The organism is Marinobacterium stanieri, assembly GCF_900155945.1.
Classification (GTDB): Bacteria; Pseudomonadota; Gammaproteobacteria; order Pseudomonadales; family Balneatricaceae; genus Marinobacterium; species Marinobacterium stanieri.
Genome location: NZ_FTMN01000002.1, coordinates 481,894 through 501,836, shown reverse-complemented (window position 1 = coordinate 501,836; position 19,943 = coordinate 481,894). Strand labels below are relative to the sequence as shown.

The 19,943-nt window shown below is 56.9% G+C and carries 20 protein-coding genes; 12 read left to right on the top strand and 8 right to left on the bottom strand.

Annotated features, from left to right (window positions below):
* The first annotated feature begins 1 nt into the window (after position 1).
* Both BW956_RS07390 and BW956_RS07385 read left to right on the top strand, forming a co-directional pair.
* A complete protein-coding gene (locus BW956_RS07390) occupies positions 2 to 571 on the top strand; it encodes a histidine phosphatase family protein (RefSeq protein ID WP_076462034.1) in 570 nt (189 codons plus the stop codon).
* The gene (locus tag BW956_RS07385; RefSeq protein WP_076462032.1) at positions 558 to 1,013 is read left to right on the top strand and encodes a phosphatase domain-containing protein; all 456 of its coding nucleotides are present in this window, start codon (positions 558 to 560) and stop codon (positions 1,011 to 1,013) included. The genes BW956_RS07390 and BW956_RS07385 overlap by 14 nt, the downstream gene beginning before the upstream one ends.
* A gap of 56 nt (positions 1,014 to 1,069) precedes the next feature.
* Here the strand turns inward: BW956_RS07385 and BW956_RS07380 are convergent, their stop codons facing one another.
* On the bottom strand, positions 1,070 to 2,266 hold the full coding sequence (locus BW956_RS07380) for an MFS transporter (RefSeq protein WP_076462030.1): 1,197 nt from the start codon (positions 2,264 to 2,266) through the stop codon (positions 1,070 to 1,072).
* 85 nt (positions 2,267 to 2,351) lie between these two features.
* On the opposite strand from BW956_RS07380, the gene BW956_RS07375 reads away from it, so the two are divergent.
* Positions 2,352 to 3,308, top strand: a complete 957-nt coding sequence (locus BW956_RS07375; protein ID WP_076462028.1) for a GlxA family transcriptional regulator — start codon at positions 2,352 to 2,354, stop codon at positions 3,306 to 3,308.
* Between the two features lie 7 nt (positions 3,309 to 3,315).
* Here BW956_RS07375 and BW956_RS07370 read toward each other — a convergent pair whose 3' ends face one another.
* Entirely contained in the window at positions 3,316 to 5,487 is a 2,172-nt protein-coding gene (locus BW956_RS07370) for a TonB-dependent receptor (protein WP_175611977.1), read from the bottom strand.
* A 171-nt stretch (positions 5,488 to 5,658) separates the two neighbouring features.
* Here BW956_RS07370 and BW956_RS07365 point away from each other — a divergent pair, with 171 nt between their 5' ends.
* Positions 5,659 to 6,639 (top strand): GntR family transcriptional regulator, encoded by a 981-nt coding sequence (locus tag BW956_RS07365; RefSeq protein WP_076462026.1) that lies wholly within the window; start codon positions 5,659 to 5,661, stop codon positions 6,637 to 6,639.
* Here BW956_RS07365 and BW956_RS07360 read toward each other — a convergent pair.
* A complete protein-coding gene (locus BW956_RS07360; RefSeq protein WP_076462024.1) occupies positions 6,605 to 7,609 on the bottom strand; it encodes an AraC family transcriptional regulator in 1,005 nt (334 codons plus the stop codon). The genes BW956_RS07365 and BW956_RS07360 overlap by 35 nt on opposite strands.
* Positions 7,610 to 7,844: 235 nt before the next feature.
* Between BW956_RS07360 and BW956_RS07355 the strand changes: the two genes are divergently transcribed.
* The 3 genes from BW956_RS07355 to BW956_RS07345 all read left to right on the top strand — a co-directional run bounded on the left by BW956_RS07355 (position 7,845) and on the right by BW956_RS07345 (position 11,250).
* Positions 7,845 to 9,497 (top strand): AMP-binding protein, encoded by a 1,653-nt coding sequence (locus BW956_RS07355; protein WP_076462022.1) that lies wholly within the window; start codon positions 7,845 to 7,847, stop codon positions 9,495 to 9,497.
* Between the two features lie 74 nt (positions 9,498 to 9,571).
* Positions 9,572 to 10,324, top strand: a complete 753-nt coding sequence (locus BW956_RS07350) for an electron transfer flavoprotein subunit beta/FixA family protein (protein ID WP_076462020.1) — start codon at positions 9,572 to 9,574, stop codon at positions 10,322 to 10,324.
* Positions 10,321 to 11,250, top strand: coding sequence for an electron transfer flavoprotein subunit alpha/FixB family protein (locus BW956_RS07345; RefSeq protein ID WP_076462017.1), 930 nt, complete (start codon positions 10,321 to 10,323; stop codon positions 11,248 to 11,250). Before BW956_RS07350 ends, BW956_RS07345 begins: the two co-directional genes overlap by 4 nt.
* 194 nt (positions 11,251 to 11,444) lie before the next feature.
* Here BW956_RS07345 and BW956_RS07340 read toward each other — a convergent pair whose 3' ends face one another.
* Positions 11,445 to 11,771, bottom strand: a complete 327-nt coding sequence (locus tag BW956_RS07340) for a monooxygenase (protein WP_076462015.1) — start codon at positions 11,769 to 11,771, stop codon at positions 11,445 to 11,447.
* A gap of 98 nt (positions 11,772 to 11,869) precedes the next feature.
* On the opposite strand from BW956_RS07340, the gene BW956_RS07335 reads away from it, so the two are divergent.
* Entirely contained in the window at positions 11,870 to 12,226 is a 357-nt protein-coding gene (locus BW956_RS07335) for a winged helix-turn-helix transcriptional regulator (RefSeq protein ID WP_076462013.1), read from the top strand.
* On the top strand, positions 12,227 to 13,057 hold the full coding sequence (locus BW956_RS07330; RefSeq protein WP_010323776.1) for a M48 family metallopeptidase: 831 nt from the start codon (positions 12,227 to 12,229) through the stop codon (positions 13,055 to 13,057). It begins immediately after the preceding gene.
* A 260-nt stretch (positions 13,058 to 13,317) separates the two neighbouring features.
* Here BW956_RS07330 and BW956_RS07325 read toward each other — a convergent pair whose 3' ends face one another.
* The 3 genes from BW956_RS07325 to BW956_RS07315 form a co-directional block, all read right to left on the bottom strand.
* Positions 13,318 to 14,421 carry a phosphoribosylaminoimidazolesuccinocarboxamide synthase gene (locus tag BW956_RS07325; RefSeq protein ID WP_076462011.1) on the bottom strand — a complete coding sequence of 368 codons (1,104 nt, stop codon included), beginning with the start codon at positions 14,419 to 14,421 and terminating at the stop codon, positions 13,318 to 13,320.
* Positions 14,422 to 14,827: 406 nt separating this feature from the next.
* Complete coding sequence (locus BW956_RS07320) at positions 14,828 to 15,274, bottom strand: REP-associated tyrosine transposase (protein ID WP_076462009.1); 447 nt, start codon at positions 15,272 to 15,274, stop codon at positions 14,828 to 14,830.
* A gap of 181 nt (positions 15,275 to 15,455) precedes the next feature.
* On the bottom strand, positions 15,456 to 16,607 hold the full coding sequence (locus tag BW956_RS07315; RefSeq protein WP_076462007.1) for a cytochrome-c peroxidase: 1,152 nt from the start codon (positions 16,605 to 16,607) through the stop codon (positions 15,456 to 15,458).
* A 148-nt stretch (positions 16,608 to 16,755) separates the two neighbouring features.
* Here BW956_RS07315 and BW956_RS07310 point away from each other — a divergent pair, with 148 nt between their 5' ends.
* On the top strand, positions 16,756 to 18,060 hold the full coding sequence (locus tag BW956_RS07310; RefSeq protein WP_076462006.1) for a DUF2252 domain-containing protein: 1,305 nt from the start codon (positions 16,756 to 16,758) through the stop codon (positions 18,058 to 18,060).
* On the opposite strand, the gene BW956_RS07305 is transcribed toward BW956_RS07310, so the two are convergent.
* Positions 18,061 to 18,606: a hypothetical protein gene (locus BW956_RS07305; protein ID WP_010323771.1), complete on the bottom strand. Its 546-nt coding sequence runs from the start codon at positions 18,604 to 18,606 to the stop codon at positions 18,061 to 18,063. It lies immediately after the preceding gene.
* A gap of 306 nt (positions 18,607 to 18,912) precedes the next feature.
* Between BW956_RS07305 and BW956_RS07300 the strand changes: the two genes are divergently transcribed.
* Together BW956_RS07300 and BW956_RS07295 are read left to right on the top strand one after the other, a co-directional pair.
* The gene (locus BW956_RS07300) at positions 18,913 to 19,470 is read left to right on the top strand and encodes a TMEM165/GDT1 family protein (protein ID WP_010323770.1); all 558 of its coding nucleotides are present in this window, start codon (positions 18,913 to 18,915) and stop codon (positions 19,468 to 19,470) included.
* A gap of 76 nt (positions 19,471 to 19,546) precedes the next feature.
* On the top strand, positions 19,547 to 19,942 hold the full coding sequence (locus BW956_RS07295; protein ID WP_010323769.1) for a hypothetical protein: 396 nt from the start codon (positions 19,547 to 19,549) through the stop codon (positions 19,940 to 19,942).
* Position 19,943 lies beyond the last annotated feature (1 nt).

Below are 19,943 nucleotides of genomic sequence, written 5' to 3'. Positions count from 1 at the left end.
CATGATTGATACCGAGTTGGCGCTGGTGCGGCGCCCCTTTGTTTTTATGCGCCATGGTGAAACCCCGGCCAATGCCGGGCATTTGATCTGTGGCTCCACGGATGTGCCGCTGAGCCCGAGAGGAGAAGAACAGGCCCGCTCAGCGGCCTGGCTGGGCGGCTATAACTGGAGCTGTGTTGCCACCAGTCAGCTGCAGCGCGCCCGTTCCACTGCGCAGCTGGCACTGCCCGAACGCACCCTGATTAGTGTCGAAGATCTGCAGGAGCGTCATTGGGGGGCACTTGAGATGGCGCCTCTTACGGAGCAGACGCCCTATGAAGAGACACCACCGGATGGAGAGCCCTGGATCGTCTTCAAATATCGGGTCGTTCATGCTCTGAATCAGCTGCTGAATGCTTATGACTTGCCCTTGATTGTGGCGCACTCGGGGGTGTATCGCGTGATTCGCGAGCTGCAAACGGGCACTCCACAGGGCCCAAGAATTGAAAATGCCGAGCCGGTGCTCATTGAGCCTCAGGCGGATGGCTGGGACATGACCTTACTTAAGGAGATATGGTTTGAACAACGGTGATACCGTCATTGTCGATGTGGATGGAACCCTGGCACATTTCGATCCCGCAACAGTCCATCAATGGGTGCTGGGCGCCGAAAAAGCCTGGGACCCGTTCTTCGAATTCATGCGTGAAGCGCCGGTGATCGAGCCCGTGCGTAACCTGGTGAGAATGTTAAAGGCACAGCAACAGAAGATCGTCATCTGCAGTGGTCGGCCGGATTCCCACCGCGAGCACACCCTGGAGTGGCTGGACCGTCACGAGATTCCCTACGACGGCGTGTACCTGCGTGCCCTGGGTGATGATGAGGTTGATGATGAAAGCGTTAAGCAGCAGTTGCTGCAGCAAATTCGGGACGACGGGTTCAGCCCCTGGCTGGTGCTGGATGACCGTGATGCGGTAGTGGCGCGCTGGCGCGAGCTGGGGCTGACCTGCCTGCAGTGTGCGCCGGGTAGTTTTTGAGACAGGAGCGCTGGCCGTACTGGCTGGTCAGCGCTCTCCCAACACAACACATTGTTCTAACTTGCGCGAATAGCTGACGGGCAGGCGCGGGTCTGCAGTCGAAATAAGAGCAGTCCAACCATTATCAGCAACACGGGCAGGGCGGCATACAGGTTAATGGCCGCCCAGCTCATGGTGCTTGCCAAGCTGCCGGAAATCAGGGTGGCGCCGGTTACGCCGGTAAATACCAGCGTATTATTGAGTGCTCTTGCTCGGTGGCTGTCAGTTGGGTGGCAGTGCTCAACCAGCAGTGATGAGGCACCGATATAGAGAAGGTTCCAGCCCAGCCCCAGTAACACCAGTGCCGCCTCGAAATGGATCAGTTCAACCCCAAGGATGCCAATGCCGATACTGCCGAAGCTCAGCATGCAGCCCAGTAGCATTACGGGAATGCAGCCGAAGCGTTGAATCAGCTGTCCGGTGAAAAAGGAAGGGGCGAACATGGCGACCAGGTGCCATTGGATGACCCAGGCTGTGTCATCAAAGCCGAAACCGCAATGCATCATCGCCAGGGGCGTGGCGGACATCAGCAGGTTCATAACCGCATAGCTGCCCACCGCTGCCAGAATGGCAATCAGGATACCCGGGTTTTTCAGCAGTGATGCACGTGAGAGGGAATCTCTGGATGAGCTTTTGTCCGACGGCTCGCTACTGTTCTGATCCGGCAAACGAAGTGCGCCGGCCAGCAGGGCTGAGGATGTGGCGATGATGGCCAGTATAAGAAAGCTGGCAAAGAAATCCGGTCCCAGAGCATCACGGCTCCAGAGCGCCAGGTTGGGGCCCAGCAGCGCAGCGAGGAGTCCGCCGCTCAGTGTGAGGGAAATCGCCAGGCTTTTGTGCTCGATGGCAACGGCATCTGCGGCCGCAAACCGGTAGTACTGTCCAGCGCCGTTGAAGATTCCGATCAGCAGGCCGGATACCGCAAACAGGAAGAAACTCTCCAGATAAATCCCTGCTGCTGCCATAAACAGGCCCAGAGCACCGGCCAGTGCGCTGCATACAAAAGTGGTTCTGGCTCCGAGACGCTGCATGCACCAGGCAAGCGGGAACAGCATCAGCAAGGTGGCCAGATACTGGATCGCCAGTGGCAGGGTCGCCAGTTCCGGGCCGGGAGACAGTTGAGCGCCAATCAGCGCAGAAGATGACAGCACCAGGCTCACGCTGGTCATCATAGTGGCCTGGCAGAGGGTTAGCAGTAAGACATTCCGATTCATGAGTCAAAATCTCGGTAAACGTTGTTGGCCTGATCATGCATGACTAGAATCTGTCCTGAATGACTAGCTTCCCACTATTTGTGCCATGCCTCATATTATTGCCGTTTTTGTGTTTGCTGATTTCCAGTTGCTGGATGCATCCGGGCCTGTTGCTGCTTTCGAGGCCGCCAACAGGCTGGTACCAGGCAGTTATGACCTCAGGCTGGTTAGCCTTGACGGCGGACTGATCGCCAGCTCGTCAGGTGTCAGCCTGCTAACCAGCTCATGTCAGGAAGCGGGAGAGGTGGATACGCTGATGGCGGTGGGAGGCTGGGGCGTGTACTCGGCGGCTGAGTGTGAGCAGACACTGGGCTGGATGCGGGCGCGATCTGGCACTGCAAGGCGCATGACCAGCGTGTGCTCGGGTGCTTTCCTGTTGGGAGCCGCCGGTGTGCTGGATGGGCGCAGAGCGACCACTCACTGGAATCGCAGTGCGGATTTCTGTCGTCGCTTTCCTCAGGTACGGCTGGAGCCGGACCGGATTTTTGTCAATGACGGTCCGGTCTGGACTTCGGCCGGCGTCAGTGCCGGGATTGATCTTGCGCTGGCCCTGATTACCCAGGATCTGGGAGAGGCTGTCGCACGTCAGGTTGCTCGGCAATTGGTGGTGTACTACCGGCGTCCAGGTGGTCAGTCACAGTTTTCCGAACTGCTGGATCTGGCTGCGCCCGACAGTCGCTTTGCACCCTTACTGGATCATATCCGCAGCCATTTGCGCGACCCTCTGCAGGTTGAGGATCTGGCGCACTGGATGTGCATGAGTCCGCGCCATTTCAGTCGTTTGTTTACCGCTGAAGTGGGTACGACGCCCGCGCGTGCGGTCGAGCGACTCAGGGTTGAAGCAGCCAGCAGCTATCTGGAAAGTGGGCAGGACTCGATACAGGTCATCGCTAACCGATGCGGGTTTCAGGATGCTGAACGTATGCGGCGTGCTTTTGTGCGTATCAAGGGGATGCCGCCCTCCGCCTTCAGGCGCAAGGGCGGGCAAGTTACAGATGTTTAGCGGGCTGTTAGAACTGAACCGCGTAGCTCAGTCCCAAGGTGCGGCCCCGACCTTCGAAGGTTACGACCGCCGGTGAAGTCAGGCCGGCGTAAAGCATCTGGGCTTTCTGGCTCCACAGGGTCTGGTAGTCGGTATCGAACAGGTTGTTGATGCCAAAGCTCAGGTTGCCCACCGGCAGGTCATAGCCGCCCACCAGATCAAACAGGGTGTAGCCGTCCAGTTCGCGACCGGCATCATCCTTGTAGTCATAGACTTTCATCCCTTGCAGACGCAGGTTCAGCGGGCCCTGGTTCCAGTCCACATGTGCGCCCAGCTTGTGGGTACTGGCATAGTAGGCTTCCAGTGCCTGCCAGCCGTCGCCTTTTTTCTCGGGCTCGACCAGGTGCAGGTTGGCACCCAGTGCCCAGTTGCTGTTGATGCGATAGTCGGCGATGGCTTCCAGGCCGTAGATGCGTTTTTTCTCATCCAGCACGCTCACGGACAGGTTGCGGCTGCTGTTGCTGATGCGCTTGTCGGAAATGGAGTAGTAGGCCGACAGCTGGGTGCGCAGCTGACCATCGTCATAACGCCAGCCCAGTTCGTAGGAGTCGGTCTTGAGGGCGTCTGCCTTGTTGTCCGCCACGTTGATGCCGGAGATCAGGTTGCTGCCATCGTAGTTGCCGTAGCCGTAATATTTGGCCGGGTCCGGCACTTCAAAGCCTTGTGAGAAATTGGCATAAAGCTGGTGTTCCGGGGTCAGTGAGTAGACCGCGCCCAGGTTGAACAGGGTGGTGTTGTAATCGGCTTCACCGCCCGGCACGGCGTCGGCATAGGGCAGCTGACCAGTGGCGACCAGGTACTGCTGGTCGGTATCGACAAAGTCGTCGATCTTGGCATTGGCATACTGATAACGCAGACCACCGTTCAGGGTCAGCTGATCAGTCACCTGGCTGTTGGCTTGCAAGAACAGCGCCATCTCATCGATTTCAACGCCGGGGTAGCGACCAGTGCTGACATCGGGGTTGTAGACCAGGCCACCGCTGGCTGCGGCATCGGCAAAATTATAATACTGCTGGCGACTGTCGAAGGTTTCCCGGCTCAGGTCGGCACCGTAGGTGAGTGAGGTATCCGCACTCAGCTGGCTGACCATAACAGCCTTGAGGCCATAGACTTCGGTTTCCTGATTGGAGGCGCTGACAGTCTGGCTTGCCGCACGCGGGAAGGGGTAGAACTGCAGTGCTTCGCTGCGATAGAACCCCTGCACCAACAGCTGCTGGCCCATCAGGTCATCATTGGCGTATTGCAGGTTCAGCAACTTGCGCTCGGTTTCCGGCTGGTCATCCAGTTGCAGCCCATCCTCTACGGATACCTGTGACGGGTCGGTGAAGCCGGCATAGTTGGGGCCGAAGTAGGAGAAGCGGTCAGCATCCTGTTCGTTCTTGAAATACTGGGCCGTCAACTGAAGGTGCTGTTCGTCATCCAGCTGGATGCCAGTGTTGGCCATCAGGTCGACCTGATCGCCATACTGGGACGAGGTCTGGGTGATGTCCTGCAGGATCTCTTCATCCTCAGTGTTGTAGAAGGCGCCGGTTTTGCGCAGTGAGGCAGAAATCCTATAGTCCATGCGGTCATTGCCGCCACTGACGGCACCTGCCAGCTGACTGTCCAGATCGTCACTGTGGAAGCCACTCTTCACGCCGGTTTCCAGATCGAAGCGGGGTTCGCCCGGTGTGCCCTTGCGCGTAATAATGTTGATGACACCGCCCGTACCACCGCCACCGTAGACGGAGCTGGCGCCGGAGATCACTTCAATGCGGGCAATGTTGAACGGGTCGATAGACTCGAACTGACGGCTCACGCTGCGGCTGGAGATGAGTGACACCCCGTCGATCATGACCAGAATGGAGCGTCCGCGCATGTACTGACCATAGTTGGTCCGCCCCTGACTGCCGGCATCCAGGCTGGGGATCAGCTGCGCCAAGGCATCCTTGAAATCACTGCCGCCGCGCATCTGCTGCTGGATCTGCTCGGCTTCGATCACACGTACGGTGGCCGGGATATCAGCAATACTGGTCGCAGCTCGGTTGGCCGTAATGACGGTCGTGTTCAGATCAGCTTCAGCGGCAAGTGCCTGGGTACTGGCCAGACCAATGGCAACGGATATCAGTGATTTGCGAAACGTCAGTAGGGGAGAGGGCACGGAGCAACTCCTTTGGCGGATGAAAGTGGTTTTGTATTTTGGATGTGAAAATACTATACGCAATGAGAATTGTTATCAATGGTATTTTGGTTGATGAAATACAATTTTGGTGTTTTCAGGGAACAGGCAGTACCCTTATGCCTTTGGTGTTGAAGGGAATTAACGGGCGTTATGGTTCAGAAGGCAGTAACCGCACTTCAGGCCAGGTTGGCCGATCAGATCGTGCAATGGCTGAAGCAGCAGGGCGCACCCCAGGGATTCAGACTGAGGGAGTCGGCGCTGGCAGATCAGTTTCAGGTGTCACGTTCGCCCATACGGGCGGCGCTGGGATTGCTGGAACAGCAGGGCTGGGTGGAGTCTTTGCCCTATCGAGGCGTGGAGTTGCGGGTGCCGGCCAGTGAGCTGAGTCTGTTTGAGGAAAACCTGGATGAAAGCGACCCTCAAGATCTGTATATGGCGTTTCTCATAGACCGTTTTCTGTCGGAGCTGCCTGCAGCGTTTTCCGAGCGGGAGCTGCAGCAGCGCTATGGTGCCAGCCGCTCTGAAGTGCAACGCTTGCTGGTGCAGCTGGAAGTAGACGGCATTGTTCAGCCGGGCAAAGGCTATAAATGGCTGTTGAGTGACAACCTGAATAATGCCCAAAGCCATTATGAGAGCTACCGCTGCCGCTTGATGATGGAACCGGCCGCCTTGTTGGAGCCGGAGTGGACGCTGGATACGGAGTCAGTTGAGGCGCTGCTTGAACGTCACCAACAGGCCATTGCACAACCTGAACAGGTACCTGCAGCGCAACTGTTTGCCCTGAGTGCGGACTTTCATGAGTTGCTGATGCACTGCTCGGGCAACCGTTTCCTTGTTGCGATGATGAAGCAGCAGAACCGGCTGCGAAAGCCCTCGGACCTGCTGTCGATGCAGCTGCATACCTCGGTGGAGAAAGCGTGCCGGCGGCGCATGGCCATTCTGGAAGCACTGCTGCAGGGGCGTAACCGGGAGGCATCCGAACTGCTGCGGGCGTTGCTGGAAAACGATATCCGCGTGATGCGCCATACCTATTCGGAAGTGGCGCGGCTCTCGCGTCAGGAACTGGAACAGCTGGTACGCAAAGCAGGCCTGACCCTCAGGCTTCCTGCTTTCGATACGCCAGCGGACTGACGCCGGTCCAGTGCTTGAAAGCACGTGAGAAGGCGCCGGGTTCGGCAAAGCCCAATTGGCTGGAAATGTCACCAATGCTGAGGTTCTGGCGGGTCAGCATCATGATCGCCTGGTCTCGGCGCAGGTTATCCTTGATCGCCTGATAGGAAGTGCCCTCCGCCTTCAACTTGCGTGACAGGGTATAGGAGGTGGTGTGCAGCTGCTCGGACACCCAGTCCAGATTCGGCAGGCCGCCTTCGTCAAAAGTTTCCAGCATGCCGCGCACACGTGTGCTCAGGCTGTCGTCCTCATCGGTCCAGATCAGCAGGTCACGCGGCGAGCAGATGATAAATTCGTCCAGCTCTTTGGAGGTGCGTGTCACCGGCATGCTGAGATAGTTTTTGCTGAAGAAGATGCTGGTGCGAGGCTGCTCGAACAGGCACTTGCAGGGATAGATGAAGCGATATTCATCAAAATGCAGTGGCAACGGGTGGGTAAAACTTGCATGGCTGAGCACGATTTTACGGCCGATCAACCAGCCTATCAGCCGGTGCCAGACCATCAATAGCCACTCCACCAGAAAGTTGTCCGGGTCCAGCTCAGGGTGCTGGTGAGTCAGGCTCAACTCCGCTTCGTCGCCGTCCAGATTCAGCCTGATCTCGATATCTTCCGAGAACAGGCTGTAGCAGCGGATGCTTTGTTCAATCACTTCCTGCAGGTTGCTGCTGTGCACCACCAGCGACCCCATCAGATGAAAATGTCCTACCTTGCAGGGCTGACTTGTTCGTCCCATGAACTCGTCATCCAGCTCGCGCCAGATAGCGCGAAACAGGCGAATGAATTGCCCCTTGCGGATACGTGCCTTGGGCTGGGCGATCACCTTGGAATCGATATCACAGTCCGCCAGCAATGCCGCTATATCCATGCCCTTGACCTCAGGGCCGTGCAGCATGGCGCGTGCGTAATGGGATGAAAAGGTCAGGTTTTTCATGCTTGAAACAGGGCTCCAGCCAACCCGAAACCGCGATGCCGGCGGTGAACGGGCAAGCGTGAATCGCGTGCAAAAATTGTCAATTTATCTGTTGGAAGTTGTCATTCTGTTGTCACCGGCCTATCCATTAACCTGCTTTCATACTGCAAGTAAGGGAAAACCCTTGTTTCTAGAGCGCCTATGCATGGACCCCCTTCAGTGGGCAGCCGCATTACAACAATAAACAGGTTTCAGTATGGACAAGATCAGCTACAACGATTTCATCAAGGACTTCACGCCGGAGTCGATCATACAGAACTTCGTGGGCGATTTTAACGCGGGCCTCAACGTCTGTGAGGAGATCTGCGATCGCTGGGCCGAAGACCCCGTCAAGGTTGCATTGCGCTACGAACTGGCCAATGGCGACAGTGGTGAAATGACCTTCCGAGAACTGATGCAGCGTTCCGCTCAGTTCGCCAACTTCCTCCAGTCACGTGGTATTGGCAAGGGCGACCGAATTTCGGCCCTGCTGACCCGTACCCCTGAATTGTTGATTGCGGTACTGGGGGCACTGCGTGCCGGTGCCGTGTATCAGCCGATGTTTACGGCGTTTGGCCCGGGTGCGATTGAGTACCGTGTACAGAAGGCACAGACCAAGCTGATCATTACCAACCCGGACCAGTGGGCCAAACTGAAAGACGTGAACGGCCTGCCGGAAACCATGCTGGTGGCGGATGCCGGTCATGAGCTGGCCGCTGAAGCGGACAACCTGTTCTACGCCACGCTGGATCAGCAGTCTGACCAGTTCGAGCCGGTCAAGATTGGCGCGGAAGACCCGTTCCTGCAGATGTTTACCTCAGGCACCACCGGCAAATCCAAGGGTGTCACCATCCCGGCCAAGGCGCTGCCGGCGTTCTACGTATACATGCGTTATGCCATCGGTCTGCGCGATACCGACAACTTCTGGAATGTGGCTGACCCGGGTTGGGCTTACGGCCTCTACTACGCCGTTGTGGGTCCGCTGCTGCTGGGTTGCACGACGCACTTCAACGAAGCCGGCTTTACCGCTGAAAACACCTTCGAATTCCTGCGCACCTACAAGATCACCAACCTGGCAGCGGCTCCGACCGCCTATCGTATGCTCAAGGCAAACGATGCCCTGCTGAAAGACTATCCGGAAATCGACTTGCGTGTGGCCAGCAGTGCCGGTGAGCCTCTGAACCCGGAAATCGTGACCTGGGTGAAGCGTGCATTCGATTGCACCGTCTGCGACCAGTATGGTCAGACCGAAACCGGCATGACTTCGGCCAACTTCCACGAGCTGGAGCATCAGCACCGCGATGCCAGCATGGGCTATCAGTTGCCGGGCTATCGCCTGGTTGCTCTGGATGCCAACTTCAATGAAGTGGCTGAAGGAGAGAGTGGTGAACTGGCCGTGGACATGGACAACTCGCCGCTGTACTTCTTCCAGGGCTACACCTGGGAAGAGAAGAGCCCCTTCCATGGCAAGTACTACCTGACCGGCGATATCGTCATCAATAATGGCGATGGTTCCCACTCCTACACCGGCCGTGATGACGACATTATCGCGTCTGCCGGCTACCGCATTGGCCCGGCCGATGTGGAGAGCACTCTGCTGGAGCATGAAGCCGTTATCGAGAGCGCCGTAGTCGGCAAGCCGGATGACAAGCGTGGTGCCATCGTTAAGGCCTATGTGGTGACCCATCCGCAGTTCGATGCCGATGAGGCGCTGGCAGAAACCCTGCAGCAGCATGTACGCAACCGACTGTCCACTCACGCTTTCCCGCGTGAAATCGAATTTGTAACCGACTTGCCGAAGACTTCAAGCGGCAAGATCCAGCGATTCCTCCTGCGTAAGCAGGCGGCTGAAGAAGCGGAAACAGCCTGATCTTTCAGCCCTGATCCGCCGGGAGGCCGATGTGCCTCCCATCCAGTCGAGCAGAACAACAAAAAGGTGTACCTATGAAAGTACTCGTAGCCGTTAAGCGCGTAATCGACTACAACGTCAAAGTGCGTGTTAAATCCGACAAAACCGATGTGGATCTGGCCAATGTGAAAATGGCCCTGAACCCCTTCTGTGAAATCGCTGTTGAAGAGGCCGTGCGCCTGAAAGAAGCTGGCACCGCTACGGAAGTGGTGGTGGTGTCTATCGGCAGCAAGCCCTGCCAGGAGCAGCTGCGTACCGCACTGGCACTGGGTGCTGATCGTGCCATTCAGGTTGATGCTCAGGATCAGCTGGACTCCCTGTCCGTGGCCCGTATCCTGCAGAAAGTGGCGGAAGAAGAGTCCGCTGACCTGATCCTGCTGGGCAAACAGGCGATCGACTCCGACAACAACCAGACCGGCCAGATGCTGGCAGCGCTGATGGACCGCCCGCAGGCGACCTTCGCGTCTGAAGTCGTGGTTGAAGGCGAGTCCCTGAAAGTGACCCGTGAAATTGACGGTGGTCTGCAGACCCTGAGCCTGAAGCTGCCGGCCGTGGTTACCACCGACCTGCGTTTGAACGAACCGCGTTACGCCTCTTTGCCCAATATCATGAAGGCGAAGAAGAAACCCCTGGATGTGAAAACCCCGGATGAGCTGGGTGCCCAGCTGTCTGCAGGTGCCGAACTGCTGAGCGTTGAACCGCCGGCAGAGCGTCAGGCAGGTATCAAGGTTGGCTCCGTTGAAGAGCTGGTGGACAAACTGCGTAACGAAGCGAAGGTGGTAGCATGAGCATCCTGATTATTACCGAACACGACAACCAGTCCCTCAAGCCGGTTACCCTGAATCTGGTGACGGCAGCACAACAGATCGGCGGTGATATCGACCTGCTGGTAGCAGGTGAAAACGCCCAGGCTGCAGCCGAAGCGGCCTCTGCCATCGCCGGTGTACGCAAGGTGATCCATGCGGACAATGCCGCTTACGCTCACCAGTTGGCCGAAAATCTGAGCAAGCTGGTAGTAGAGCTGGCCGATGGTTACAGCCACATCCTGGCGCCGGGTACCACTACCGGTAAAAACGTTGCGCCGCGCGTGGCGGCTCTGCTGGGCGTAAATCAGCTGTCCGATATCAGCGCAGTTGAAGCGCCGGATACCTTCAAACGCCCGATCTATGCCGGTAATGCCATCGCAACCGTCAAGTCTTCCGATCCGGTCAAGGTGATCACGGTACGTGGCACCGCCTTTGATGCGGCTGAAGCCACCGGTGGCAGCGCGAATGTTGAAGCCTGTGGTTCTGTGCATCAGCATGCGGATGTGAGCTTCGTCGGTGAAGAACTGGCCAAGTCCGATCGTCCGGAACTGACTGCTGCGTCTGTGGTGATCTCCGGTGGCCGTGGTATGGGTAACGGCGAGAACTTCGAGCTGCTCAATAAAGTGGCGGACAAACTGGGCGCTGCAGTCGGTGCCTCCCGAGCGGCTGTTGACGCAGGCTTTGTGCCCAATGACATGCAGGTCGGTCAGACCGGCAAGATGGTTGCGCCGGAACTCTACATCGCTGTGGGCATCTCCGGTGCCATCCAGCACCTGGCCGGTATGAAAGACTCCAAGATCATCGTGGCGATCAACAAGGATGAAGAAGCGCCGATCTTCCAGGTAGCCGACTATGGGCTGGTGGGCGATTTGTTCGAAGCGGTTCCCGAGCTGGAAAGCCGTTTGTAACAGGCTGCTGAAAATCTATCTGCGTTGCCGATGCATCGTTAAAAACAGGCTCAAAATGCTCATTTAGTTCACTAAACTGCGCTTTTTCGCCTGTTTTTGCCCGGGCGGCGTTCCGCTTGCCTCGGCTGCCTCGATAACGCTTTTCAACACCCTGTAAACCTGCTTTGTCCTAGTGAGAAAGGCCCGGCCGGACCTCAGTGTTCTGCCGGGCCTTTTCCTGTCTGGCCGTGATTAATCCTGGTCAGCGTCTCGTTGATAGCGAAAATGCGACCGCGAATATTCTTGGCCCCCATCGCTTCAACCCGCTTCGAGTGCATCTCCAGATACGCCTGCGCTGAAGCCTTGTCGGCAAAATGGTAAATTCCGCCCGCCTCACCGGTTTCCGTATTCTCGGTCCATATCTTGGAAATGAAGCCCGGTTCATGGTTGATGGACTCGGCCAGTCCGCGTGCGGCTTCGGTCAGGTTGTCACCGAGCATCTCGGCAGGCATGGTAAAATCAATCAGTATGATAATAGCCACGGTTGCTCTCCTTTGTCGTTTAAGCTGCGAGCTTAGATAGCAACCTGAGATGCGACAAGAAGGCACTTTCAGGTGCCTCGGTTACCTGCAGGAAACCCATGCGCGAACATTGTGAACTCTATACCGTACTCGAACTCATTGGTGGCAAATGGAAGCCTTTGATTCTGTTCTGGTTAAAGGACGGTACCTTACGCTTTGGGCAATTGCGCCAGTGCATGCCCGATGTGAGCCAGAAAGTATTAACGCAACAGCTGCGCGAATTGGAGCAGGGCGGTATTATTCACCGTCATGTATTCCCTGAAGTCCCGCCCAGAGTCGAGTATTCATTGACGCCTCTGGGGCAAAGTCTGGTGCCGCATCTACAGGCGCTGCACGATTGGGTGGTGGAACATGCCGATGCGCTCAATACCGCACGGACGCAGAGTGAACTTCCAGAGCAAGCAGGAGAAGATTGAATGTTGAAAGCGTGCAAGCGTTTGGCCCTGATCGCAGGTTTGAGCGCCCTGGCAGCAGGGTGTGCAGTGTCTCCCACGGGGGAAAAGACGCTGCTGCTTAACTCGCCGCAGCAGATGAATGCCATGGGGACGCAGTCGTTCGAGCAGATGAAAGAGAAGCTCGAAATCGAGAAGGACAAGCAGACCAACCGCTATGTGCAGTGTATTGCCGATGCCATCGTGATGCAGGTGCCGCGTGAATATGGCTACGCGCCCCAGGATTGGGAGCTGGTGGTGTTCAAGGACGAGGCCGTAAATGCTTTCGCGTTGCCGGGTGGCAAGATGGGTGTGTATACCGGCATGCTCAAGGTGGCAAAAAACCAGGATCAGCTGGCATCGGTGATTGGCCATGAGGTGTCTCATGTATTGGCGCAGCACGGTAATGCGCGTATGAGCCAGCAGATGCTGACACAGCTTGGTATTACTGCCACCAGCTTGGTACTGGCTGATCAGGTCGATAGCAAAACTCAAAAGGCTGCCGTTATGGCACTGGGGCTGGGCGCCCAGTACGGCATCCTGCTGCCTTACAGCCGAGCCCATGAATCCGAGGCCGACATGCTGGGCCAGGAGCTGATGGCCAAGGCCGGTTTCGACCCGCGTGAAGCGGTAAGTCTGTGGCAGACAATGGCCGAGAAGGGTGGTGCTGCACCGCCTGAACTGCTGTCGACACACCCGGCATCCACAACCCGTATTCGCAAGCTGGACGCCCAACTGTCACAGTACTATCCACTGTACCAGCAGGCGCAGGCCGAAGGGCGTCGCCCCAACTGTGATGCCTTGAAACCGCGTTAAGTGAAAGGTGTCTGCGGACTTTGCGAAACTGTAGAGAAAAGTCACCAGAGAGAGCCTTCTGTGACAAGCCAGTTGAGACAGGGCTCTTGTGGTAAACCTGCATTGATACATGCAAACTGTGACAAGGTGTACCTGTGGGAGGCCAGTCCCCTGGCCGAAAGGGCTACCTGCAGTAAAAAAGTCTGAAAACTGCCCAACAAAAAACCTCCCCTGCTTATGGCAGCGGGAGGTTTTTTATTCTGGCTTGGCCGGTAGTAGTATCAGTCGATCAGACCATACTGATCACGCAGGATTTCAATGATTTCGGCTTTCGGATTCTCCGACAGCTCAATCTTGTGGCCAACGACCTTCTCGGCAATGCCCAGGTAGGTACGGGATACATCCATCAGCACTTCAGTCGGCAGGGCGTTGTCACGGGCCAGGGCCTCACGCTCATCCATGCGCTCCTTGTTGAGCAGGATATCCGGATCCGGGAAGTGGTTCAGCAACAGCTGGCGGAAGCCTTCTTTCGACTTCTCGATCACCTTGCCATCGCGGTAGGCCGGGCCATCCCAGATACGGGAGGAGTCAGGCGTGCCCACTTCATCCATGTAGATCAGCTTTTCGTTGCCGGACGCATCGGTGACGTAACCGAACTCGAACTTGGTATCGACGAACACCTGATCCAGCTCCGCCAGGGCATCGCTGATCACGCCAAAACCTTCTTTCAGCAGCTTCTCGTACTGGGCGATGTCCGCTTCAGAACGGAAACCGAAGGCTTCGAAGTTATCGGCGATGTTGGCGCGGGTGATGTTCACGTCATCCGCTTCCGGAACGCCCGGAATACCGCGCAGAATACCCTTGGTAGATGGGGTCATCAGCAGCTCGGGCAGCTTCTGGTCCTTCTGCAGGCCTTCCGGCAGAGTGATACCACAGAACTCACGTTCACCCTTGGTGTAGGCACGCCACATGGAGCCCGTGATGTACTGACGGCAGATCGCTTCGATCATCACCGGACGTGCCTTCTGCACGATCCAGACAAACGGATGCGGGATATCAACGATGTGGCTGTCGGCCAGACCCTTCTCGCGGAACAGGCCAAACCAGTGGTTGGAAATCGCATTCAGCGCCGCGCCTTTGCCGGGTACGCCATTCAAGCCATCTTCACCGTGCCAGATACAATCGAATGCGGAAATACGGTCGCTGATCACCATGATCGCCAGTGGGGCATCAGGGGCCACGTCGTAGCCTTTCTCTTCGATCAGACGGCGGCTGTCCGCTTCGGTCAGCCAGTAGACGGAACGTACCTTGCCGCTGTGAACGGGGCGGTCGGTACGGATCGGCAGGTCGTTGTTCACGGCCAGAACGGATTGCGCAAGGCTCATGGTGTCACAGGTCCTGTTGCTTGGATTGGTCAGCCATCAAGGGCAGAAATGAATGGCGGGATTCTAGCACAAGGTTGGCAGGATTCGCGCGCGGAGCGCGCTCCCACAACATTACCCGCGTGATCAAACTTAAGAGGGGCAGAGTTTAGTTCGCTCACAGGAGTGAGCTCCCACACATCACCGATCCACCGAAGTGCAGGGTTAACTGTGGGAGGCCAGTCCCTCTGCCGAATAGCGTTTTTCCCAGCCTCATCTCAGTCTAAATCCAAACCACATTCCAAAGCGGGTAATCCCGTTTCGCTCACAGGAGTGAGCTCCCACACATCACCTGCTCACCGAAGTGCGGGGTTAACTGTGGGAGGTCAGTCCCCTGGCCGAATAGCGTTTTCCCCAGCCTCACCCCAGTCTAAATCCAAACCGCATCCCAAAGCGGATATTCCCTGACCGAGCGAACCAGCCCTGCTCGAACCGGGTTGGCCACTACATAGCGGGCCAGATGAACCAGATCATCTTCCTGGCGCAGCTGCCGGTCATGGAACCCCGACTGCCAAACGCTAATGTGATAGCCAGAAGCCTGATGGATGAGTGAAGTGGTGCGGCTTTTAACAAAACGAACCGACTCGGACAGACTGAACGCGTCCTTCAACTGCATCAGCCAGTGAACATGGTCCGGCATTACCACATACGCCAGTGTCTCGGAGGAGAGCTGGGCTTCCTGCAGTGCATGAACGAAACAGCGGGCGGTATGAAACTCAGAGAATACCGGCGCGCGCGCTTTGCAGTTAATGGTGATCAGGTAGATATGGCCGGTCGCTGAATAGCGACCGGTACGCAAGCGGTTTGAATGATACATAAGGCATCCTTGCCTCTGTTGTTGGTGTTTGAGTATAGGCCTGATGTGGGATTTGTTTGGTGATATTCATATTCGCGCGCGGAGCGCGCTCCCACAACAAAATACTAAGCTCATTAATACAACTGCCTAAGCACAGGCCTGCTCTGTGGGAGCGCGCTCCGCGCGCGAAAAAAGGTTCACCTCACTTCAGCAAGTGCTCATAACGCTGGTCGGTCAGTGTCTTCATGAAAGCGACCAGTGCATCAATGCGTTCATCTTCCAGTGCGGGGCCTGCTTCCAGCTCCTTTAGTGCCAGGTTCGCGGACACTTCCGGCTTGCCCCAGGGTTCTCCGGTTTCCGGGTTGGTCGTGCGGGTGGGGTTGTTGTATTTGTCGTAGAATAGCACCACGGTACGCAGGTCCTGGAACACGCCGTTATGCATGTAGGGGCCGGTGACGGCGACGTTGCGCAAGGTGGGAATCTTGAACTTGCCGGCCTGGTTCGGGTCGTCGATGGCCGGGTTATCCAGCAGGCCCTGGTCGATGAACTCAGCGGCAACACCATTAACTGCGCGCAGTTTTGTATTCACCGGTGTGCCTATGTTGCGATATTCGTAGCTGGTGAAGGTTTCATCCTTGGCGCGTGCACTGGTGCGCAGCTGGTGGCACTGGTTGCAGTTGGTGAATTGCTGCGAGAAGAACAGCAGGCGCCCCAGTTCTTCCTGGTCCGTGAGCTTGGCTTCGCCGCGCAGGAAGCGGTCGTATTTGGAATCGAAGGGAGCAAACTCTCTGGTTTTCTCAAAGGCTTCCAGGCTGTCTGCCATGGCGGCATAGGCCTGTTCAGGTTGCTCCAGAATACCGTTGCCGTAAAGCTTCTCGAACTGCATGACGTAGCGCGGTGCATCTTTCAGACGCGCGACCACGCTGGCCTTGTCCGGCATGCCCATTTCGATCGGGTTCAAGGGCGGGCCACCTGCCTGGTCGGCCAGGGTTGAGGCGCGCCCGTCCCAGAACTGGCCGCCGGCCCATTCGCCATTGGCCTTGCGATGAAACTCGGGGCTGAAGGCAGCATAGGCAGCAGTAGGTGCGTTGCGATCGCCCAGTGAGTGTCCATCGTCACCCAAAGACCCGCCAAGCTCTGTACCCTTGCGGTTATCAGCGAAACCCTGTGCCGGCGAATGGCAGCTGGCGCAGGACTGGCTGCGATTTTTCGACAGGTTAACATCAAAAAACAGCTGCTGGCCCAGTGCGGCTTTGGCCTTCAGTTGGCTGGTGTCAGCGTCGTTTTGCGCCATTGCTGTGGTGGTGGAAAGGCACATTGGGAGCAGGAAGGTAAGCAAGGCACGATTTTTCATGAATACAGCCTGATTATCAGAATCATTCTCAGTTATCCATTATGTTAACACGTGCAAAGTTGCCTTGCCGAGCGGGTGAACACTGAGTTTGATCCAGCGCAACGCTGGGTTTAAGGTACGTGGTCAAACGCACAGCAGGAGAGCGAACATGCGTGTCGCCACAGCACATAATCGTGATGAGCAGGTCATTGAAGCGCTGGAACGCTTCGATGCCGATCTGGATGCACATTTGAGGCAGCAAAAGTATGAGCGCATGTCGGTATCGGCATTCAGCTTCTTTCGTGGCAGCAACCACCTGTACTGGCAGGATATGTATCGGGATTGGCACTTTTCCCTGTTTGGTGGGCGTACCGAGACGCAAACCTGGCTGCAGGGGGATGCGCACCTGCATAACTTTGGTGCCTACGGCAGTCATGATGAACGGGTGCGTTTTGGCCTGGATGACTTTGATGACGGTATCGTCGGCGATTACCAGTACGATCTTTGGCGTCTGCTGATCAGTGTGGTGCTGGCGGTGCGTGAGAGTGAAGCCCTCAAACCGGAAGCGATCACCGAGATTCTGGAAACGCTGATCGACAGCTATCTGGACACGCTGGCGGCGGATAGTGAAGAGGTCCGGGACTGGGCCGCCATGGCGGATACGACTGATGGCCGCCTGCAGGCCTTCCTGATTAAACTGACCGACAAGAAAAGCCGCGCCAAGATGCTGCGCAAATGGACAGTGGCCGAAGGTGAATCCGTACGCAGCTTTATGCCGGACCACCCCAAGCTGGAGCCATTGCTGCACTCTGAATATCAGGCGCTGGAACAGGCGCTGCAGGATTATCAGGATACGCTGGCGGATGAGGTGCCCGGCCACAGTCACCAGCATTTCAAGGTGAAAGATATTGCCCGGCGTATCAATGCCGGTACCGGTTCTCTGGGAACGGACCGCTTCTATGCCCTGGTTGAAGGGCAGGGCAGTGGCGATCATGATGATGTGATTCTGGATATCAAGGCGCAGCAGCCGCCGGCGGCCTGGTGGGTGATGAGTCAGCGCGAACGTGACGAATATGCCGCCATGTTTGCACATGAAGGGGAGCGCCATGCTCTGGCCTTTCAGGCGATGGCGCGCCACCCGGACCCTTATGTGGGCTGGCTTGAAGTGGGTGAGCAGGTGTTTTCCGTGCGGGAGCGCTCACCCTTCAAGGCAGACTATCCGACCGATAAGCTGACCAAGCCAAAGCATTGGCGCCATATTGCCGCGCTTTGGGGCCGTATTCTGGCAGCCTCCCATCTGCGCGGCGCTCAGGCGCTGAGCGAGGAGGGCGCCAGTCAGTTTGCCAAGGCTGTATTGGGCCTGGCACTACCACAGAAGGCGGCATTCAACGACCTGCTGCAAGGTATGGCGCAGGCCTATGCCGACTGCGTTGAACGTGACTATCAGGCGTTCCTGCGCCATCAGGAATCCTGATTAATCGATCACCACCAGCTCACGCAGGCGTTCCAGTTCCTGGATACGCTTGCGCGTCTCCTCAATAAAGGCTTCACCGGCCTTGTAGCGCGCGACCTCACCGTCTTCATCATCCAGGAACGCGCGGGTCATAGCCTCGGCGCGTTGGTCCAGCCAGCGGTTCTGCAGTTCCACCTCATGACGACGCGCCTGTTCAGGCAGGTAGTCCAGCGTATCCTGAAACAGCATGTACAGCCGTGCATCGTACAGATAGGCGATGCTGGAAAGGGTGTGGTTTTTGCTTAGCTGAGACTCTTCCACCTGCAGCTGGGCTTCCAGCTGGGTAATCGGCTGGTCCAGCTTGGGCTCCCAGTTCAGGTCGGCGCTGGCGGGCAGCTGGGCCGGAATGGAGCTGGCTCTGGACTCTTCGACAATCGGTTCTTCGGCAGGGGGCTGGGGCGTTTCAGCCGGTTCCGGCTCGGAAATGAAAGGCACCTGTATGGTTTGGCAGCCTGTCAAAAGTGTGCCGAGGAGCAGGCAAGCGGCGAGTCCCGGTCGAAGTGTCATAGATTTCGTCCATGTTGTGGCAGAGTGGGCTGACCATTCTACCTGAGCCAGACGAACAGGCCAGTCTCTGTTTGAGCGGGCAGTCGCCTTGATTTATGTGTCCCTGATGGTATTATCCTCGCCGCTCTTGGGGGAGTAATTTTCTGTCCGGCGTCAGCCGGCGGAGTGGCCGTCAACATAATTGAGCCTCAAGCTCATGGCTGTCACGTCCCGTACGGGATTAATGAGACCTGAGACATGACATGCTGACCTGGCGGGCCGGCGTGTGATGTCTTAATGGACTCTTGGCCCGCCGGAAGCATATCAATGGACGCGTTTATCCCTTCTACTCTGGCTGTTGCGATTGCTGAAATAGGCGACAAAACACAGCTGCTTACACTTTTCCTTACCGCTCGTTTTGCTCAGCGCAATGCCATCATTCTCGGCATTCTGGTGGCAACACTGCTTAATCATGCGCTTTCTGCCTGGCTGGGTGCCTGGGCGGTACAGTGGATTCCCGAAAGCTGGGTGCCCTGGATTCTGGGCCTGAGCTTTATTCTGGTCGGCTTCTGGATACTGATTCCTGACAAGGAAGATGAGGAAGACGGCGCCGTTCTCAAATATGGTGCCTTCCTGGCATCGACTATCCTGTTCTTTATTGCCGAGATTGGTGACAAAACCCAGGTTGCGACGGTGATACTGGCGGCGCGTTATGACGACCTGTTCTGGGTGATCATGGGAACCACGCTGGGCATGTTGCTGGCCAATGTGCCTGTGGCCTATGCGGGCAGCTGGCTGATGCAGAAGATCCCTCTGGATCTGGCGCGTAAATCGGCCTGTGTGCTCTTTGTAGCGCTTGGCGTGCTCACGCTGGTGTCATTCTGACAGCCGTTCATCCGCGACTCAGGCTGGGTCATTAGACTGGGCGCCAGGATACGACATTCACAGGAGGTATCTTTTTATGCATATGAAGACATTGATTGGTTCTACCCTGCTGGTATCGGCGCTGGCGCTGACAGGTTGTGATGATTCCGCAACTGAAGCCGAGCAGGACCGTGCGGAAGTGCTGGAAAAAAGCGAATCTTCCATGGATAAGCTGAAGCGTGAGGCTGATGAAACGCTGACAGCTGCAGGCGATGTCTACAAGGATGCCAAGGACAGTGCCCAGTCAACAGCGGATGATCTGTCAGAAAAGGCGGCTGAAACCGGTGATCAGATCCGTGAAGCCACGGGTGAGACCTATGACCGTGTCAAAGAAGATGCCAAGGCATTTGGTGAAGCGGCCTCCGAAACCGCGGAAGACCTGACCGATGAAGCCCGCACTCAGCTGGACGAGCTGAAATCCTCCGACTCCTGAT

Coding starts and splice junctions, on each gene's coding strand:
- BW956_RS07375 (WP_076462028.1), top strand. CDS start 2,352: ATGCCTCATATTATTGCCGTTTTTGTGTTTGCTGATTTCCAGTTGCTG.
- BW956_RS07355 (WP_076462022.1), top strand. CDS start 7,845: ATGGACAAGATCAGCTACAACGATTTCATCAAGGACTTCACGCCGGAG.
- BW956_RS07295 (WP_010323769.1), top strand. CDS start 19,547: ATGCATATGAAGACATTGATTGGTTCTACCCTGCTGGTATCGGCGCTG.
- BW956_RS07350 (WP_076462020.1), top strand. CDS start 9,572: ATGAAAGTACTCGTAGCCGTTAAGCGCGTAATCGACTACAACGTCAAA.
- BW956_RS07300 (WP_010323770.1), top strand. CDS start 18,913: ATGGACGCGTTTATCCCTTCTACTCTGGCTGTTGCGATTGCTGAAATA.
- BW956_RS07390 (WP_076462034.1), top strand. CDS start 2: ATGATTGATACCGAGTTGGCGCTGGTGCGGCGCCCCTTTGTTTTTATG.
- BW956_RS07360 (WP_076462024.1), bottom strand. CDS start 7,609: ATGAAAAACCTGACCTTTTCATCCCATTACGCACGCGCCATGCTGCAC.
- BW956_RS07305 (WP_010323771.1), bottom strand. CDS start 18,606: ATGACACTTCGACCGGGACTCGCCGCTTGCCTGCTCCTCGGCACACTT.
- BW956_RS07325 (WP_076462011.1), bottom strand. CDS start 14,421: ATGAGCCTTGCGCAATCCGTTCTGGCCGTGAACAACGACCTGCCGATC.
- BW956_RS07320 (WP_076462009.1), bottom strand. CDS start 15,274: ATGTATCATTCAAACCGCTTGCGTACCGGTCGCTATTCAGCGACCGGC.
- BW956_RS07345 (WP_076462017.1), top strand. CDS start 10,321: ATGAGCATCCTGATTATTACCGAACACGACAACCAGTCCCTCAAGCCG.
- BW956_RS07365 (WP_076462026.1), top strand. CDS start 5,659: ATGGTTCAGAAGGCAGTAACCGCACTTCAGGCCAGGTTGGCCGATCAG.
- BW956_RS07315 (WP_076462007.1), bottom strand. CDS start 16,607: ATGAAAAATCGTGCCTTGCTTACCTTCCTGCTCCCAATGTGCCTTTCC.
- BW956_RS07310 (WP_076462006.1), top strand. CDS start 16,756: ATGCGTGTCGCCACAGCACATAATCGTGATGAGCAGGTCATTGAAGCG.
- BW956_RS07380 (WP_076462030.1), bottom strand. CDS start 2,266: ATGAATCGGAATGTCTTACTGCTAACCCTCTGCCAGGCCACTATGATG.
- BW956_RS07335 (WP_076462013.1), top strand. CDS start 11,870: ATGCGCGAACATTGTGAACTCTATACCGTACTCGAACTCATTGGTGGC.
- BW956_RS07330 (WP_010323776.1), top strand. CDS start 12,227: ATGTTGAAAGCGTGCAAGCGTTTGGCCCTGATCGCAGGTTTGAGCGCC.